Here is an 18,229-nt window from a genome sequence, read left to right on the forward strand (position 1 = left end):
ATGCAGACTGAATATCAAACTTTGTGGAATAAATGCCTCGCAGTCATTAAGGACATTGTCCCTGAGGCCGCTTTTAACACATGGTTCAAGCCTATCATACCATTATCATACGAGGATAATAAATTTACGATTCAAGTACCCAGCCAGTTCTTTTACGAGTATCTGGAAGAGAAGTATGTGAACGTATTGAAAGTTACTTTATATCGTGTGATAGGACAGGGTACGATATTGAACTATCGTATCAAGGTCGTTGATAAGGTGAAAGAAGATGGCATGATTACTTTACCTACCGGTAATGACGCTCCCCGTACCGGTAAGAAAAGTGCGGATATCCCTTCGCTATTCGAGTCTAAAGCCCGTCAGGATTGGGATTCTCATTTGAACCCTAAATACAACTTCGACAATTATTTTGAAGGAACAAGCAATCGTCTGGTCCGTTCTTCGAGCGAGGCTATCGCACAGGAACCGGGAAAGACCTTTAACCCGATGTTTGTGTTCGGGGCGTCCGGTGTGGGAAAAACACACTTATGCCATGCGATTGGTAACCGAATTCAGGAAATTCACCCGGAAAAGAAAGTGTTGTATATATCAGCCCATCTTTTTACCGTACAATATACGGAAGCTATCCGGAAAAATACGACAAATGATTTCATGTATTTCTATCAGGGAGTGGATGTGTTGATTTTGGACGATATCCAAGAACTGATCGGGAAAGATAAGACACAGAATACATTTTTCCATATATTCAATCACTTGCATTTACTGGGCAAGCAATTGATCCTGACTTCCGATAAAGCTCCTGTCGATTTGCAGGGAATGGAGGAACGTTTGATCACCCGCTTGAAATGGGGGTTGACGGCAGAGCTGGATCGCCCGGATCTGGATTTACGCAAGAAAATCCTGAAAAATAAGATCAGTCACGATGGTGTGGTGATTCCGGATGATGTGTTCAATTTTATTGCAAGCAATGTGACGGAGAATGTACGCGATGTGGAAGGTATCGTTGCATCCTTACTGGCTTATTCTACGGCTTTCAACCGGATGATTGACCTGCCTTTGACTAAGCAGGTGGTGAGCCGTGTCGTGAAATTGGAAAAGAAGCAAGTGTCTGTGGAATCTATTCAGGATGTAGTCTGTAAATACTATAACCTGGAACTGGCCGCTATCCAGACCAACTCGCGCAAGCGGGAAATTGTGCAGGCACGTCAGGTTACGATGTACCTGGCGAAGAAGTATACCGACAGTTCTTTCTCTCATATCGGGAAGATCGTCGGAAAGCGTGACCATGCAACTGTTCTGCATGCCTGCAAGACGGTAAGGGATCAGATCGAAACGAATAAATCTTTCCGTTCTTCGGTAGAAGAGATCGAGGCTTTGCTCAAAGCTTGATTTAATGAGATATTTATATGAAAGGATACGCCTCAGGGTTGTGTCCTTTTTCTGTTTTTGGAAAACCATGTTGTGTGATCGGTTTTCTTTTTGGAAAACTTTTTAAACTAAAAGAATGGATAAGCTGTTGATAAATAACATGGTTTATTTGTGAAAAGGGAAACTTGTCAACAATGTATATTTTCTTTGTTGAATAATTTGGCTAATCCGTAAACTATGCTTAAACTTGCACATCATTAAACTTAAAACAATCGTGAATCGTAAAACTTACACCTTCGATGAAGCCTTTAAAGCTTCACTGGACTACTTTACCGGCGACGAATTGGCCGCAAAAGTATGGGTAAATAAGTATGCCTTGAAGGATGCATTCGGGAATATCTATGAGGAGTCTCCTGTAGATATGCATCATCGTTTGGCAAGTGAAATTGCCCGTGTAGAAAAGAAGTATCCTAACCCGTTGTCGGAGGAGGAACTTTTTAACCTGTTTGATCATTTCCGTTACATCGTGCCGCAAGGAAGCCCGATGACGGGAATTGGCAATGATTTTCAAATTGCCTCACTCTCTAACTGTTTTGTAATCGGATTGGATGGAGATGCCGATTCATATGGTGCGATTATTCGAATTGATGAGGAACAAGTGCAGTTGATGAAACGTCGTGGCGGTGTTGGTCACGATTTATCACATATTCGTCCGAAAGGATCTCCTGTTAAGAACTCGGCGTTGACATCGACCGGATTGGTTCCTTTTATGGAACGTTACTCAAATTCAACCCGCGAAGTGGCCCAGGATGGCCGTCGTGGTGCCTTGATGCTTAGTGTTTCTATCAAGCATCCGGATTCAGAATCGTTTATCGATGCCAAGATGACGGAAGGAAAGGTAACAGGGGCTAACGTCTCTGTGAAGATCGATGACGAATTTATGCAGGCCGTAGTCAACGGAACTCCTTATAAACAACAATATCCGATCGATTCATCGGAACCCACAAATGTGAAGGAAATCAATGCGGCCGAACTTTGGAAGAAAATCATTCATAATGCATGGAAGTCGGCTGAACCAGGCGTGCTTTTCTGGGATACGATCTTGAAAGAGTCTGTTCCCGATTCGTATGCAGATCTCGGATTCCGTACGGTTTCAACCAACCCTTGCGGTGAGATTCCTCTGTGTCCGTATGATAGCTGCCGCCTGTTGGCGATCAACTTATATTCGTATGTTGTCAATCCTTTCACAAAAGAGGCTTATTTCGACTTTGACCTGTTCCGGAAGCATGTTATCTTGGCACAACGCATCATGGACGATATCATCGACCTGGAATCAGAAAAGATTGAAAAGATCCTGGAGAAGATCGATACCGATCCTGAATCATTGGAAGTGAAACAGAGCGAACGTCATCTGTGGGAGAAGATCCAGAAAAAGACTTTGCAGGGACGTCGTACCGGTGTGGGCATCACTGCCGAAGGCGATATGATTGCCGCCTTAGGATTACGCTACGGCACGGAAGAAGCGACGGTATTTGCAGAGAAGGTTCAGAAAATGCTGGCACTGGCGGCCTATCGTTCTTCTGTGGAGATGGCCAAAGAACGTGGTGCATTCGATATCTATGATGCAAAGCGTGAAGAGAAGAATCCGTTTATTAACCGTCTGCGTGAAGCAGATCCGGAGCTGTATGACGACATGGTGAAATACGGCCGTCGTAATATCGCTTGTCTGACAATCGCACCGACCGGAACGACCAGTTTGATGACACAGACTACTTCGGGTATCGAACCGGTATTCCTGCCCGTATACCGCCGCCGCCGTAAGGTGAACCCGAACGATGCGGAAGCTCGTGTCGACTTTGTAGACGAAACGGGTGACGCATTCGAAGAATATATCGTATTCCATCATAAATTCGTAACCTGGATGTTGGCTAACGGCTTCTCTGCTTCCAAGAAATATACACAGGAAGAAGTGGAAGAATTGGTTGCTAAGTCTCCTTACTATAAAGCAACGTCAAACGATGTAGATTGGTTGCAGAAAGTCCGTATGCAGGGACGTATCCAGAAGTGGGTGGACCACTCCATCAGCGTGACAATCAACCTGCCGGCTGATGTGACGGAAGATCTTGTGAACTCCCTGTATGTGGAAGCCTGGAGGTGTGGTTGCAAGGGCTGTACGGTTTACCGTGACGGTTCCCGTTCAGGTGTATTGTTGTCTACGGATAACAAGAAGAAGAAAAAAGAGGATTGCAATTGTATGCAGCCGCCAGTTATCGTAGCTACCCGTCCGCGCGAATTGGAAGCTGATGTGGTGAAGTTCCAGAACAACCGTGAGAAGTGGATCGCGTTTGTCGGTTTGCTGAATGGTCGCCCGTATGAAATCTTTACCGGTCTTGCCGATGACGAAGAGGGTATCATGTTGCCAAAGAACGTGTCGAAAGGTAGTATTATCAAGAGTTATGATGAGGACGGTCAGAAGCATTACGACTTCCAGTTCAAAAATAAGCGTGGTTACAAGATGACGATCGAAGGCCTGGATGGTAAGTTTGATCCAGAGTTTTGGAACTATGCTAAGCTGATCTCTGGTGTCTTGCGCTACGGTATGCCGATCGACCAGGTGATCAAGTTGGTTCAAGGCATGGAGTTGAATAACGAATCTATCAACACCTGGAAGAACGGTGTGGAACGCGCTTTGAAGAAATATTTGCCGAACGGTACGGAGGCAAAAGGGCAGAAATGTCCGAATTGTGGACATGAAACACTGGTCTACCAGGAAGGCTGTCTGATCTGTACTAATTGTGGCGCTTCAAGATGCGGATGAAAAAATTTATGATGTATGATTTATGATTTATCGTTGACGCGTACATCATAAATCAAAAATCATAAATCATAAATCATAAATATAAAAGATACCATGAAAGTCACCTTTAATATCAACTTCCATACCGTTTGGGGGCAGAAGTTATGTGTTGTAGGGTCGATTCCTGAGCTGGGTTCCTGGGAGCCGGCTTTGGCAAAAGAAATGAGTTATAAGGGGGATGGAAACTGGCAGCTTGAGTTGGAAGTGACCTCCCCTGTCAAGGATATAGAATACAGATATTTCCTGAGTGTAAACGATAGGCAGATATTCGAGGAATGGGAAAAGAACCATCAGGTATTCTTTATCGGTCAGGCAGATCAATATACGTTATATGATTATTGGCAGGTTCGTCCTGCCAATCTGGCCTTTTATTCCTCTGCATTTACTAAAAGTCTGTTTGCACATCCGTGTAATACGCATGAACGGGTGGTAAAGAGCGGTAAGAGGCTTACGATCAAGATATCTGTCCCGCGTGTCGAAAAGAACCAGCGCGTGGCTATCACCGGCAATCAGGAGTGCCTGGGTAATTGGCATCCTGATAAAGCGTTGATATTGAGCTGCGACACCTTTCCTGTCTGGCATATAGATTTGGATGCGGGTGAGATTACCTACCCGTTGGAATATAAGTTTCTGATCTGCGATGATCAGCAACAACCTTTATATTGGGAAGAAGATGAGAACCGTGTCTTGAATCTGCCTCCGCAACAGGTGGGAGAGACGGCGATCGTTTCGGGTCTTTATTTTCGTGATAATTTGCCTTTGTGGCGGTGTGCCGGTTCGGTGATTCCGGTCTTTTCTTTACGTTCGGAAAAGAGCTTCGGAGTCGGCGACCTGGGGGATTTGCGCATCTTGGTGGATTGGGTCAGAAAAACGCGCCAACGTATTATCCAGGTACTTCCTATGAATGATACGACGACGACGCATACCCGTACCGATTCGTATCCTTATAGCGCTATTTCAATTTATGCTCTTCATCCGATGTATATCAGCTTGCCCGATCTGGGAGAATTGGCCGATTCGGAAAAGGCAGCCTTTTTTGCCCGGAAACAGGCAGAGTTGAATGGCTTGGATGCCGTCGATTACGAGCAGGTGGTTCGATATAAACTGGAATATTGCCGGGAATACTTCAGGCAGGAGGGGAAAGCTATTTTGTCCACTCCCGAATATCAGGAGTTTTTCGCACAGAACGAGTCCTGGCTGATGCCCTATGCCGCCTATTGTTACCTGCGTGACACGTACCGGACTTCCGACTTTACACAATGGAAAGAAAACTCCGTATTCGACAAGAATAACATCCGTGAACTTTGTTCCGTGGAGGGCAAGGCATATCCGGAAATATCGTTCCTGTATTTCTTGCAATATATCTTGCATACGCAGTTTAAGGGTGTTTCCGATTATGCCCGCAAGAACGGGATCGTGTTGAAAGGCGATTTGCCTATAGGGGTGAACCGTACGAGTGTCGAGGCATGGATGGAACCGAAATACTTCAATATGGATGGCCAGGCTGGTGCTCCGCCCGACGATTTCTCCGTAAACGGTCAGAACTGGGGATTCCCGACTTATAATTGGGATACGATGGAGAAAGATAATTTTTCTTGGTGGAGGAAACGTTTCGGCAAGCTGGAAGACTATTTCGATTGCTTCCGTATCGATCATATCTTAGGCTTTTTCCGTATCTGGGAAGTGCCGTTGGATTATGTTCAGGGACTTTGCGGACATTTCAACCCCGCTTTGCCACTTACCCCGAATGAAATCGAACAGTATGGCTTGGGTTTTGATGAAGCCCGCTTGACTACTCCGCATATCAACCGTGAGTTTTTGCCTGAATTGTTTGGTGACCGGACGGAAGAGGTGATAGGTACGTTCTTGGCCCAGTCGTCATCACGGCATTTTGTGTTGAAACCTTATTGTGATACGCAACGCAAGGTGGAAGCTCTGTTTGCCGGAAAGACGGACGAGGTATCCCTTCGGATAAAGAAAGGACTGTTTGCCATCGCCAATGAAGTGCTGTTCCTGCGCGATCCGCGTGAACCGGATAAGTTCCACCCTCGCATTTCGGCCAACCAGTCCTATTTGTATCGCGAGTTGAGCGCTTCCGACCGATATGCTTTCGACCAACTATATTGGAATTTTTTCTATCACCGTCATAACGAATTCTGGAAGGCGCAAGCCTTTAACCGCCTGACCCCGTTGGTTGGTAGCACGGACATGCTAGTGTGCGGCGAAGATTTGGGGATGATTCCGGAATCCGTTCCCGATGTGATGAACAAGTTGCAGATATTCAGCCTGGAAATAGAACGTATGCCCAAGACTCCGCAACGCGAATTCTCGGATTTGTATAACCTGCCTTATCATTCGGTTTGTACGACATCCACCCACGATATGACACCGCTTCGTAGCTGGTGGAAAGAGGACCGTGCCAAGATACAGCGTTATTATAACAATGTGCTGGGGCATACCGGTGATGCTCCGGAAGAATGTACGGCAGATTTGGCGACACAGATCGTTTCCAACCATCTGGCAACCACCTCGATGCTGACCATTATCCCTATGCAGGACTGGTTTGCAATGGACGACTCCGTCAAGCGGAAAGACTACGAAGCGGAACGCATCAATGTCCCGTCCGATTCAAACCACTACTGGCGCTACAGGATGCACATCACGTTGGAGAAACTGATCGAGGCAGATAGTCTGAATAACAAGATTACGGAACTGATTAAGGGTTCAGGAAGAAAATAGGCAATCTGCCGTTATATATCTGTGGAGGGGCACACTATTTTCTGAAAAAATAGAGAAATAGAGTGCTCCTCTGTTGTTTTTTATATATATTTGTCTCATTGCAAGGTATAAAGGTAGGTTTAAACGAAAAAAGTATCCGTAGCTCCCTTCATATATGAAGGGGATAGCCGGCTTTTTTTGAGGCGCCGGCTATCCATTCCTTAATTATAATGTGTACGGAAGAAATATATAATTGGTACAAACCGAATATTACTAATTTAAACTTTATAATATATGATGAACAAACTTTACTTTTATTGTTTTGCCTTATTTATGGTGCCGACTTTTTCGGCCTTCGGGCAAACTCAACCCTCGCAGGACGAGAATGGGTATTATTTGATAGAGAATGCGGAACATCTGAGATGGTTTCGGGACCAGGTGAATGCTTCCGAGCACAAACAAGTGGACACTAATGGTGACGGTCAGATCAACATGGATGACGAAACGATTGTCCGGCTCAACGCCAAACTGATGGCCGACATCGATCTCGGTGGCGAATCTTGGACGCCGATCGGTGAGTATAACAATGGTGAGGAGCCTGATGAAATCCGTTTTGGAGGCTACTTCGATGGGCAGGGACATGTCATCAAGGGACTGAACGTCCAGCCGATCGACGGGAGGCAGTCGTACGGGCTGTTCGGCTATGTCGCTTGGGGTGTGGTGAAGAACCTCGGTATAGTCGGTGGCACGGTCACCTCCAAAGCCGATGACGGGCAGGAATATACCGGTGCCATCAGCGGGATGCTCAGCTACGGGCGCATTGAGAACTGCTTTAGCACCGCTACTGTCACTGGGACGGAAGAAGGAAGCATCGGTGGACTGACCGGTGGTATGCGCAAGATCAGTAGCGTCTCGAACAGCTATAACGCCGGGACGGTTATTGATCCGGCGGGTATGGCAGGTGGCATCACCGGATATATTGGTAGCGATGCGAGCGTCTATAACTGCTACAATATGGGCAAAGTGACCGGTGGCGCGATTTCGGGTGAAGATTATAGTGAAAGCCTCCTCCGCTCTGGAGAGGAAGAGCCGCTCCCCATTATCGACTGCTATTATCTGGAAGGTACTGGTTCCGGTATGCTTGCTAAGGCTCTATCGGCTGCTGACTTCGTGACTACCATCAACGAGAAGCTCTTCACCAACCCGAATAATGGCGAAGACTTTCCTTGGGACGGCAAGGCGAACCTCGCGGACGATAAGTTGTCTGTTCCGACATTCGATAGTAGTTCGGCCGTGGAAGTCTCTCTCGGCGATGATCCGACGACTACGGAAACCATAGTGACGGGAGAAAACCGCATACAGGCGATCGATGGGCGTATCTGTATCACGACATCCGAATCGATGAAAGTACGCGTAGTCAATATTGCTGGGCAGACGGTTCGCTCCGCTTGTCTATCGGATGGCTATAGCGAAATAACCGGCCTGTCTGAGGGCATCTATATTGTTGTCTTGGAAGATGGGACATGTGTGAAAGTTTTGTTGCGCTAAGAGGGATTGTCCGGATATAAAATAAAAAGCCATAGAGTTGTGGAGAGGAAAACTCCCTACTTCTGTGGCTTTATTTATGTATTGGAAAAAGAAATTGTCGTTATTTTTCCCCTGACATCTTGCAAACCCCGTTGAAGCGGGCATTCGGTTCGATTTCCAGCGTTTGGGCGAATATATCGCCTTTGATGACGGCGGTCGCTTTTAGGACAAGTTTGGCACTGACGTGTATGGAACCTTCCACTTCTCCCAATATTTCGGCATTTGCAGAAACGATGTTTCCTGTGACATTCCCTTTCGGGCCGATCACGATTTTACCGTTGCAACTCACATTTCCTTCTATTTTTCCATCCAGTCGGAAGTCTGTTTCCGTCACGATGTCGCCTTTTACGGTTGTGCCGGCGGCGAGGGTATTATGCAGGCCGCCATTCGTGTTTTCTTCTTTTTGCTTTATTCCCATCATGTTTCGTATTGTTTGTTGAGGGGGTGTCAAATATCGGTATTCATGGGACTCACCCTCGTATATCGCAAATATAAGACTATTTTTTTGCAGAAAGGTTTACTTTATTTACATTTACAGATAAAATAACGAATTATGACAACAAGAATAGAACTGAAGGAAATGAGATTCTATGCCTATCACGGTGTAATGCCGCAGGAAACAAAGGTAGGGAACAATTTTGTTGTGAACCTGATCCTTACGGCACCTTTGGAACAGGCCGTAAGAAGTGATGAACTGGACGATACGATCAACTATGCCGCTGTTTATGAGGTTGTAAAAGAACAGATGGATATCCCTTCCAAACTGATCGAGCATGTGGCAGGACGGATTTTGTATGTCCTGAAGGAGCGTTTTCCCCAGCTGGCAGCTATCGAGTTAAAACTCTCCAAACTGAACCCGCCTTTTGGAGGCGATATTCATAGCGCTTCGATCATTCTTGACGAGACTTACCCTTGAAAATTAGGACAACCGCATCAAAAATGAGGCTATTTGTAAGAAACGTCCTTTTCCGTCGGATAAGAAGTAAAAACAGGGCATAAAAGTGTCCCTGACATGGCAGATAAACCTCTCTGCATCTCCGGCAGGAATCCACGAAGATCCGGGTCTGCACCTCTCCCACATCCGGATGTCCATACCTCTTACACCCGGGTCTTGAGTAGCTATCCAAGTTGTTTTTGTCAAAAGAAATGCTTGTCTTGGTGAAAAAAGAAGCCGTTTTACATATTCTGCACCTATTCCTGATCGTTCTTTGTTTTTGTCGTAGATTGATATACAGTATGTTATTATTTTTGACCATGATAGTTATGATAGATGAATGATAGTATAAAACGGTAACTATCATAAATGTAATACATTGTGTTAGAGTAGTATATGGGAGATTATGATGGTATGATGGTTGTTCTTGTAAAAACACTTATATATATTTGTCCGTATCGGTTGTAAAAGTAGATGGGCACTTTATGATTTCGGTGTGGTTACCCTAATTGAAAATCAATTGTCACGCCAAGCGAGAAACATCGCTTTCTGAGTACGGAAACTATGCTTTGTATGTAAAAAAGTTATGTTTAACTAATTATTACTACTTAGCTCGCCCTGTTTTTTTGAAAGAGGGACTATGCGATGTATCTTTGTAACCAGATAAAGCACAAATAATATATTCACCATGGCATTTACCAACAACGTAATGATTGTCCGCCACGGATTGCTGGCGAAGTTAGTGAAACTTTGGAAGGAGAACCGTCTGCTCGAAGAGATAGACCGGTTGCCTATCGAGTTGAGTCCTCGTAAGTCGAAAGTCATCGGCCGTTGCTGTGTGCACAAGGAGCGGGCTGTGTGGAAATACAAGACACTGCCGCTGCTCGGATTCGATATGCAGGATGAGGTCGACGAACTGACACCTTTGTCTGAATACGCCAAACAAGCATTGCTGCGTTCGGAAAACAAGAAAGAGAACCTGATGTGCGTGGTGGATGAAGCCTGTTCGTCCTGTGTGCAGGTGAACTATGAGATTACGAACCTTTGCCGTGGATGTGTGGCTCGAAGCTGCTATATGAACTGCCCGAAAGATGCGATCCGTTTCAAAAAGAACGGGCAGGCGGAGATCGACCATGATACCTGCATCAGTTGCGGCAAATGTCACCAGAACTGTCCCTATCATGCCATCGTGTATATCCCGATCCCTTGCGAGGAAGTTTGCCCGGTGAAGGCGATCAGCAAGGACGAGTACGGAGTGGAACATATCGACGAATCCAAATGTATCTATTGCGGCAAATGCGTGAATGCCTGTCCTTTCGGGGCGATCTTCGAGATATCCCAGGTGTTCGACATCCTGCAACGTCTGCGCAACAAAGAGCCGATGGTGGCTATTGTCGCCCCGTCTATCCTGGCCCAGTTTGCAGCTCCGGTAGAGAAGGTCTATGGCGCCATCAAATCGCTGGGCTTCCTCGAAGTTGTCGAGGTGGCACAGGGAGCGATGGAGACGACTCGCCGCGAAGCAGAAGAACTGAAAGAAAAGTTGGCGGAAGGTCAACCATTCATGACGACCAGTTGTTGTCCTTCTTATATCCAACTTGCCGAGAAGCATATCCCGGATTTGAAGAAATATATTTCGACTACCGGTTCACCGATGTACTACACCGCCCGGATCGTGAAGGAGAAATATCCGGATGCTAAGATCGTGTTCGTCGGCCCGTGCGTGGCGAAGCGGAAAGAGGTGAAGATGGATCCGTGTGTGGATTTCACGCTTACGTTCGAAGAAATAGGCTCGGTGCTGACCGGAATGGATATAAAGGTGGAAGAGGCACAACCGTTCTCCGTCTTGTTCAATGCTGTACGTGAGGCGCATGGATTTGCCCAGACCGGAGGCGTGATCAATGCTGTGAAGGTGTATCTGAAAGAAGACCAGGTCGCTAACCTCAACACGATTCAGGTCGCTAACCTTACGAAGAAGAACGTTGCTTTGTTGCGTGCATATGCCAAAACGGGCAAGGCTCCGGGGCAGTTCATCGAAGTGATGGCCTGCGAAGGCGGTTGTGTGACGGGTCCTTGTGTGCATGGCGACAGGTCTGCCGGGCAGAAGCAGTTGCTTAAAGAACTTACTAAATATTAAACGCAAATGATGAAAAAGATTGTTTTACTCTTTTTACTGGCGGAGATGTTGTTGCTGACGGCATGCGGGCCACGGGAAATTCCTGCGAAAGGAGATTTTACCGTACGTGTGTTTGATGATACTCCTGTACGGTTTGCCCCGGATATCTATCCGGGAGCTTATAATGCGCCGGGACCGGACAGTATCTATCATTTGGTGAACGGGCGTATTATCTTGAAGAAAATAATGTTACCCGAATACGAACGGAATGTCTATGTCAAATTGAAGGTGACGATTGCTTCCAACGGTGACCGCTGGGATAAATCCGGTTCCTGTTTCGTCTTGCCGAAGGCGTCGGGTATCAATCTACTGAACATTGCTAAGGGAGAGAAGCAGTTCCCTGAGGTGGATAGTACGAAGCTCGAACACATGGTCGGGATCGTTGCCGGCGAAGATTATAAACCGACGGTCGAGTTGATGCGCTTCATGACCCCTTTCGGAGTAGGACATTTCAGTGCTCCTGATGATAGCTTGACGCATAACCGTAAGCCGGTCTATATCGACCATTGGGAAGATAGCGTTAGCTGGGAACAGGATATAACCGACCTGTATCCGCTTTTGGAGGGAGGAGCCTATGTCGGTATCTTTATCGACACCTGGACGACGGAGGGCTATATTGCCAGTATGACGGTCGATGTAGATGAATCCGGCCTGGCCTATGATCCGTTACCCTGCCGTCATGTGGAGCCGTTGATGAATACGGTTTATTACGAAGGGCAGACCTATCCGGATATCTTTGCCCGTCGGGACGTGTCGACGGACTTCGAGATTCCCGCCGGTGCCCGTAATGTCCGGCTGAAATATATCGTGACCGGTCATGGCGGCCATTCCGGTGGGGATGAATTTGTCGAGAAACGCAATATCGTTTCGGTCGATGGGAAAGAAGTGTTAAACTTCATCCCCTGGCGTTCGGATTGTGCCTCTTTCCGCCGTTTCAACCCGGCAACGGGTGTATGGCTGAAAGAGCGATTGGCTTCTTATATCGCCAAAGATGGTTATTCGGAAAAGAAAGTGGAAGAACCGTTAGGATCGTCCGATCTGTCACGTTCCAACTGGTGTCCTGGTTCCGATGTGATGCCTGAAGAGGTTCTCTTGACGGATATCGGGCCGGGAAAGCATACCTTCACGGTCAGTATTCCTGAAGCGGCCGAGATAGATGGGAATAAGCTGAACCATTGGCTCGTGTCTGCTTATCTGGTGTGGGAGGAATGAAGTATAAATATGCCGATAGGTATCATATGCCAATATGCCAGTGAAGGGAAATACTTTTGAGGTATCCCATTGGTCCATAGGAATATTATCTTGTTGGCAGGTTATTCATTAATAATTTAAAATAGAGTATTATCATGGATTCGTTGTTGCCTTTCTTTCTATTATGTTTTACCTCGTTTTTTACGCTGACAAATCCGTTAGGTACGATGCCTGTCTTTTTGACCATGACGAATGGCATGAGTGAGGAGCAGCGTCGTGCCATTGTCCGCCGCGCCACAATCGTGTCGTTCCTGACGCTGATGGTTTTCACTTTCTCCGGGCAGTTCTTGTTCAAGTTCTTCGGTATTTCGACAAACGGGTTCCGTATTGCGGGTGGCATTATCATCTTCACGATCGGTTTCGACATGTTGCAGGCGCGTTATGCGAAAGCTAAGTTGAAAGAGGAGGAGGTGAAGACGTATGTGAACGATATTTCCATTACGCCCCTTGCCATCCCGATGCTCTGCGGACCCGGTGCGATCGCTAATGCCTTGATGCTGATGGATGATGCCGTGACATTGGCAAAGAAGTGTATCCTGATCGGGACGATCGGACTGATCTATTTTATCACCTACCTGATCCTCCGCGCTTCTACACGTTTGAATCGCTACATGGGCGAGACGGGTAATAACGTCATGATGCGCCTGATGGGATTGATCTTGATGGTGATCGCCGTAGAGTGTTTCGTGAGTGGTTTTAAGCCAATCATGATCGACATTTTGCAGCACTCGAACCTTTGAACTTCTCTGCTTACAGCTCCGTAAATTTCTTTTTCCTTTGTAAATAGAAGTCTATGATCAGGCTCCTTTTTCGTAATTCCGGGATGTCGGAAAGTTTTGTTTTGGCAAGATTCTCACGGCGGACCAGTTCGTAAGATGGTTTTAGTTCATGGAATGCTTTCCGAGCCTCATACACGGCACGGGCGTTCGGATAATGGCCGGTCAGCAGAAACTTGGCGGCGGCAATATAGTCCAGCCAGAAACGTGCACGCATTACATGTTTCAGATCTTTTTCCGGTAAATTCTTATATAACATCAGCAGGTTGTTGCGGAAGTTGAGGAACGTCTTACGCGGACTCTCGACATTTAGTGTAGCACCTCCCACATGGTACACGACCGACGACGGCGTACAGACCAGCCGGTAGCCACGTGAACGTAGTCGCCAGCACATATCGATTTCTTCTTGGTGGGCAAAGAAACCGGCATCGAGACCTCCGACCTCCTTGTAGACTGCTGTTTGGACGAACAGACAGGCTCCTGTGGCCCAAAGTAGGTCGGCAGGCGTGTCATATTGTCCGGCGTCTTTTTCTACGACATGCAGGACACGTCCGCGGCAATATGGATAGCCGTACCGGTCCATATATCCCCCTGCCGCTCCGGCATACTCGAAATATTCCTTGTTTCGTAGGGCACGTATCTTGGGCTGAACTCCGGCAATGGTTTTGTCGGTATCCATCGCGGCGACAGGTGCATCCAGCCATCCCGGAGTGACTTCGACATCGCTGTTGAGCAAGACCGTGTATTCGTGCCCGATGTGCTTCAATGCCTGGTTATACCCTTCGGCAAAGCCGTAATTCTTGTCCAGCCGGATGATACCGACCGTAGGGAACTTTGCTTTCAGCATCTCGATGGAATCGTCAGTAGAGCCGTTGTCGGCAACGATTACATCCGCCCATTCGTCGGGTGTGTAAGCGACAACGGAGGGCAAGTATTCTTCCATCAGTGCCCGGCCGTTCCAGTTGAGGATAACGACGGCAAGGCGTTTGTTTAGTTGGAAGTTGAAAGTTGAAAGTTGAAAGTTTTCGTTTGTTTTCATATTGTGTGTTCTTTTTTGTGTAATTTAACTTTCAACTTTCAATTCTCCACTTTCAACTCTCTTATGTTTCCATCTCTTATGTGTCCAAAGCCAGCCCGACGGATTGCGCAAGATACATTTTTCCATCAGACGGGCATATTGTTCGGTAATCCAGTTTTCGGGCGTCTCTTTGGGAGTCTCGGTCACCAGTTTCATATCTACGGTATAGTAGCCGCGTTTCACCTGCTTCGTATCGAGGAATATGACCGGCAAATCCAGTTTGCGGGCAAGGCGTTCGGGGCCGGTCAGGATGGAGGAATCCTGGTTCAGGAAGTTCGTCCAATAGTGCAAGTTGTTTCGGCTCGGTGTCTGGTCGGCGATAAAGATCACGACACAGCGGGTTTTGTTTTTCTTCAGGGTGATGACATCGCGCACAGTATCTTGTTTTTTGATTCCGAAGGAGCCGAATTTCGTTCGTAAGTTGATGAACAGGCGGTCGAAAGCCTGGTTGCTGAGCGGTCGGTATATCTGGTAGATGCGGGAGTCCTGGAAACGGGAGGTAGAGCCGGAAAACCATTCCCAGTTGCCGTAATGTCCCATCAGGAGGATAAAACAGGTATGTCCTTTTTCCATCAGCTTGTCTACCAGTTCGGGGTTTTTCAGGAAAGCCCGGCGTTGCAATTCCTCGAGGGAGATGTGGGCGAGCTTGATCGTTTCGACCACATAGTCGGCGAAATGGTGGTAGAACTCGCGTTCCAGCCGGCGCAGTTCGGTATCCGATTTCTCAGGGAAAGAGGCTTTCATATTTTGCCTGACGACCTTCACTCTGTATCTGATGATTTTATAAATCAGCACATAGAGAATATCCGATAATATATATAGCGCCCACATCGGCAAAAGTGCATGGACCTTTACCCAGCTGTAGATAAGCGCATATTGTATTTTATTCCACATGATGATTTTATTCAATAATCTTTACTACTAACGCTGTTTTGTCCTCGTTCCAATCGCCTAACGTGACCTGCCGGGTCTCATTTACCAGTGAACTGTCGTAAGGAATTTCCACCTTTATATAATTTTCGGTGAAGCCGTGCATCATACCCCCTTTGCGTGTTTGTTCAAACAAGACATTCGCCTGCTTACCGATATGGGTTTCGTAGAAGGTATGGAGCTTACGGTCGGATATGTCCAACAATTGCTGGCTACGGGCATGCTTGGTTTTCGGGTCGACGACGTAATCGATCTTGAGTGCCTGTGTGCCCGGCCGTTCCGAATAGCTGAATACGTGCAGTTGGCTGATGTCCAGGCTTTCGATAAAGGTGCGGGCATCTTCGAAATAGGTATCCGTTTCGCCTCGCGTACCGACAATCACATCGACGCCGATAAAGGCGTGTGGCATGACCTCTTTGATCTTTTCGATCTTATGCCGGAACAGGGTAGTGTCGTAACGACGGCGCATGAGTTTCAGTACATCGTCGCTTCCGCTCTGCAACGGGATATGGAAATGGGGAGCGAAATGTTTGCTATGTGCCACAAAATCGATCGCTTCGTCTGTGATCAGATTCGGTTCGATGGAAGAGATGCGGTAGCGGACGATCCCTTCCACCTCGTCGAGTGCCCGGATCAGATCGATAAACGTCTCCCCGGTACTCTTCCCGAAGTCGCCGATATTGACACCTGTCAATACAATCTCTTTCCCCCCACTTGCGGCGACCTCTTCGGCCTGTTTTACCATGCTGGCAATCGTCCCGTTGCGGCTACGTCCGCGGGCAAAGGGGATGGTGCAATAGGAGCAGAAGTAATCGCACCCGTCCTGTACTTTCAGGAAATGGCGCGTGCGGTCGTCTGCCGAGCAGGAGGGGGAGAAGGAACGGATATCTTTCGTCTGGGAAGCGATTACGGCACCTCCCTCTTCTTTCTTTTTCAAGTCGTCTAAATACATGAGTATATCTAACTTCTGCTCGGCGCCCAAGACGAGGTCGACTCCTTCGATATGCGAAACCTCTTCCGGCTTCAACTGGGCGTAGCAACCGATCACGACGATGAACGCCCCCGGGTGTTGTTTGCCGATCCGGCGGATTGCCTGGCGGCATTTCTTGTCGGCAAGCTCTGTCACAGAGCAAGTGTTGACGACGCAAATATCAGCCTTTTCACTCGGACGTGCTTTGCGTACGCCCTGTTCGGCAAGTACTTTCCCTATGGTCGAAGTTTCGGCGAAATTCAACTTGCATCCTAAGGTATAGTATGCGGCTATCTTATTCTCAAAAACAGTCTTATCAATCATTGTCTTTTAATTATCGCGCAAATTTAGCGAAAATGTTTGGACATAGTATATTCTTATCGTTTATTGTGGAACCGGTAACCTATCCCTAACATCAAGTTGTTGGGGTCTTTGAATTTGCTCAACTGGTACCCTACGTGCAGGAACAGGTCGCGTGTGATGGATGTTTTCAATGCCAGGATTTGGTACATCCCTTGTGTGTCGGTGCATTTGTGGTAAACATTGTAGCCTATGCCTACGTTGATTGTGAAGATCGGCATGACCAGTTCACCTCGTACGGATAGCCCGATAGCTAATTGTTCTTTGAATGGCGGACGGTAAAACTGATGTTCGGCCTGGTCGTTATAGTCGGCCTCGTATTCCTTGATGTTGGCACTTTCGTCATATTGTACGTCGAGCGATGCTCCGGCACGGAAATATTTGTGGAAGTTATACATGGGATTGAAATTAAATCCCAATACACCGAACGAACCGGGGGCCAGGTAGGCTTCATCTGGCTTGATAACCCCTTTCCGTTTCGAGGCACCGTATAAAACGATGTCGTAGCTGATGTGCGGTTTGATGCGTTGTGTGGTTAGCCTGTCGGACATCATCATCCCGGCATTTTCTCCGAAGGTGTGCACCAAGCCTATCTTGCCCCCGACAGTATTGACACCTGCATTGGGGTACTGGGTGTTTCCGTTGGAGAAATGGCTTAGGTCGATGCCTGCCGTTAGTCGCCATCCCGTCGCCAGTTGCCAGTTCAGCAGAAATCCCAAATTGATATAGGCATTGATCTTCGACCCTACGACATAATTGTAGGTATTGGTTCCCGGATGGTACTTTTCCCATCCGAAGGAGGCTCCGAAGTTCCATTCGTAATCCAGTGACAGACGGGAGGAGAGCCGGGCTATGCGTGACCCTTGGAAGGCATATACCGAAACAGGAGTTCCGATCTCGGCCTTGTCAAAGAAAGAATGGTATGAAATGCCGATTCCCTGGTAGGTGTGCGGATATAATTTCCCGTTACGCGATTCAGGATGAAACCGGAAAGAGTATTTCAGGTGCGCTGATACGGACTTACGCAAAGGTTGCCATGTCGCATTCTCACCTGCAAAGAACTCATTGGTGGGGATGATGTAAACGGGGCGGAAGTCGAAGCCGACCTCGTGAGTGAGCGGATGATGGGATACGGTGTCGTTCGCCCCTGTCCCTTGTGCACATATAGGGGTGCATCTCAGTATACACATCCCTGTTATTATGAGTACTTTCAAGTTCATACTATTG

13 protein-coding genes are annotated in these 18,229 nt (G+C 47.3%); 8 read left to right on the forward strand and 5 right to left on the reverse strand.

Going from position 1 to position 18,229, the window contains the following annotated elements; genetic code table 11:
- The 4 genes from dnaA (at position 1) to NQ564_RS00020 (ending at position 8,491) form a co-directional block, all read left to right on the forward strand.
- The gene (gene dnaA, locus NQ564_RS00005) at positions 1-1,389 is read left to right on the forward strand and encodes a chromosomal replication initiator protein DnaA (RefSeq protein WP_005637083.1); all 1,389 of its coding nucleotides are present in this window, start codon (positions 1-3) and stop codon (positions 1,387-1,389) included.
- Positions 1,390-1,642: 253 nt separating this feature from the next.
- Positions 1,643-4,186, forward strand: coding sequence for an adenosylcobalamin-dependent ribonucleoside-diphosphate reductase (locus tag NQ564_RS00010; RefSeq protein WP_039848426.1), 2,544 nt, complete (start codon positions 1,643-1,645; stop codon positions 4,184-4,186).
- A 93-nt stretch (positions 4,187-4,279) separates the two neighbouring features.
- The gene (locus NQ564_RS00015) at positions 4,280-6,964 is read left to right on the forward strand and encodes a 4-alpha-glucanotransferase (protein WP_008152397.1); all 2,685 of its coding nucleotides are present in this window, start codon (positions 4,280-4,282) and stop codon (positions 6,962-6,964) included.
- A 273-nt stretch (positions 6,965-7,237) separates the two neighbouring features.
- Positions 7,238-8,491 carry a DUF6383 domain-containing protein gene (locus NQ564_RS00020; RefSeq protein ID WP_129649689.1) on the forward strand — a complete coding sequence of 418 codons (1,254 nt, stop codon included), beginning with the start codon at positions 7,238-7,240 and terminating at the stop codon, positions 8,489-8,491.
- Positions 8,492-8,591: 100 nt separating this feature from the next.
- Here NQ564_RS00020 and NQ564_RS00025 read toward each other — a convergent pair whose 3' ends face one another.
- On the reverse strand, positions 8,592-8,948 hold the full coding sequence (locus NQ564_RS00025) for a bactofilin family protein (protein ID WP_021863059.1): 357 nt from the start codon (positions 8,946-8,948) through the stop codon (positions 8,592-8,594).
- 135 nt (positions 8,949-9,083) lie between these two features.
- Between NQ564_RS00025 and folB the strand changes: the two genes are divergently transcribed.
- The 4 genes from folB (at position 9,084) to NQ564_RS00045 (ending at position 13,628) form a co-directional block, all read left to right on the forward strand.
- Positions 9,084-9,446, forward strand: a complete 363-nt coding sequence (gene folB, locus NQ564_RS00030; RefSeq protein WP_008152389.1) for a dihydroneopterin aldolase — start codon at positions 9,084-9,086, stop codon at positions 9,444-9,446.
- Between the two features lie 706 nt (positions 9,447-10,152).
- Positions 10,153-11,598, forward strand: coding sequence for a monomeric [FeFe] hydrogenase (locus NQ564_RS00035; protein WP_008152383.1), 1,446 nt, complete (start codon positions 10,153-10,155; stop codon positions 11,596-11,598).
- A gap of 6 nt (positions 11,599-11,604) precedes the next feature.
- Positions 11,605-12,849: a PNGase F N-terminal domain-containing protein gene (locus tag NQ564_RS00040; protein WP_008152381.1), complete on the forward strand. Its 1,245-nt coding sequence runs from the start codon at positions 11,605-11,607 to the stop codon at positions 12,847-12,849.
- A gap of 134 nt (positions 12,850-12,983) precedes the next feature.
- Positions 12,984-13,628 carry a MarC family protein gene (locus tag NQ564_RS00045; RefSeq protein ID WP_005648061.1) on the forward strand — a complete coding sequence of 215 codons (645 nt, stop codon included), beginning with the start codon at positions 12,984-12,986 and terminating at the stop codon, positions 13,626-13,628.
- Positions 13,629-13,638: 10 nt separating this feature from the next.
- On the opposite strand, the gene NQ564_RS00050 is transcribed toward NQ564_RS00045, so the two are convergent.
- The 4 genes from NQ564_RS00050 to NQ564_RS00065 are packed head-to-tail and all read right to left on the reverse strand — an operon-like array spanning position 13,639 to position 18,222.
- The gene (locus NQ564_RS00050) at positions 13,639-14,703 is read right to left on the reverse strand and encodes a glycosyltransferase family 2 protein (RefSeq protein WP_008152376.1); all 1,065 of its coding nucleotides are present in this window, start codon (positions 14,701-14,703) and stop codon (positions 13,639-13,641) included.
- Positions 14,704-14,727: 24 nt separating this feature from the next.
- Positions 14,728-15,636: a lysophospholipid acyltransferase family protein gene (locus NQ564_RS00055; RefSeq protein ID WP_008154490.1), complete on the reverse strand. Its 909-nt coding sequence runs from the start codon at positions 15,634-15,636 to the stop codon at positions 14,728-14,730.
- Between the two features lie 7 nt (positions 15,637-15,643).
- The gene (gene mtaB / locus NQ564_RS00060) at positions 15,644-16,966 is read right to left on the reverse strand and encodes a tRNA (N(6)-L-threonylcarbamoyladenosine(37)-C(2))-methylthiotransferase MtaB (protein WP_008152372.1); all 1,323 of its coding nucleotides are present in this window, start codon (positions 16,964-16,966) and stop codon (positions 15,644-15,646) included.
- A 53-nt stretch (positions 16,967-17,019) separates the two neighbouring features.
- Positions 17,020-18,222 carry an acyloxyacyl hydrolase gene (locus NQ564_RS00065; protein ID WP_008152371.1) on the reverse strand — a complete coding sequence of 401 codons (1,203 nt, stop codon included), beginning with the start codon at positions 18,220-18,222 and terminating at the stop codon, positions 17,020-17,022.
- Between the last annotated feature and the right edge of the window lie 7 nt (positions 18,223-18,229).

This window comes from Parabacteroides johnsonii DSM 18315 (genome assembly GCF_025151045.1).
GTDB classification, from domain to species: Bacteria; Bacteroidota; Bacteroidia; order Bacteroidales; family Tannerellaceae; genus Parabacteroides; species Parabacteroides johnsonii.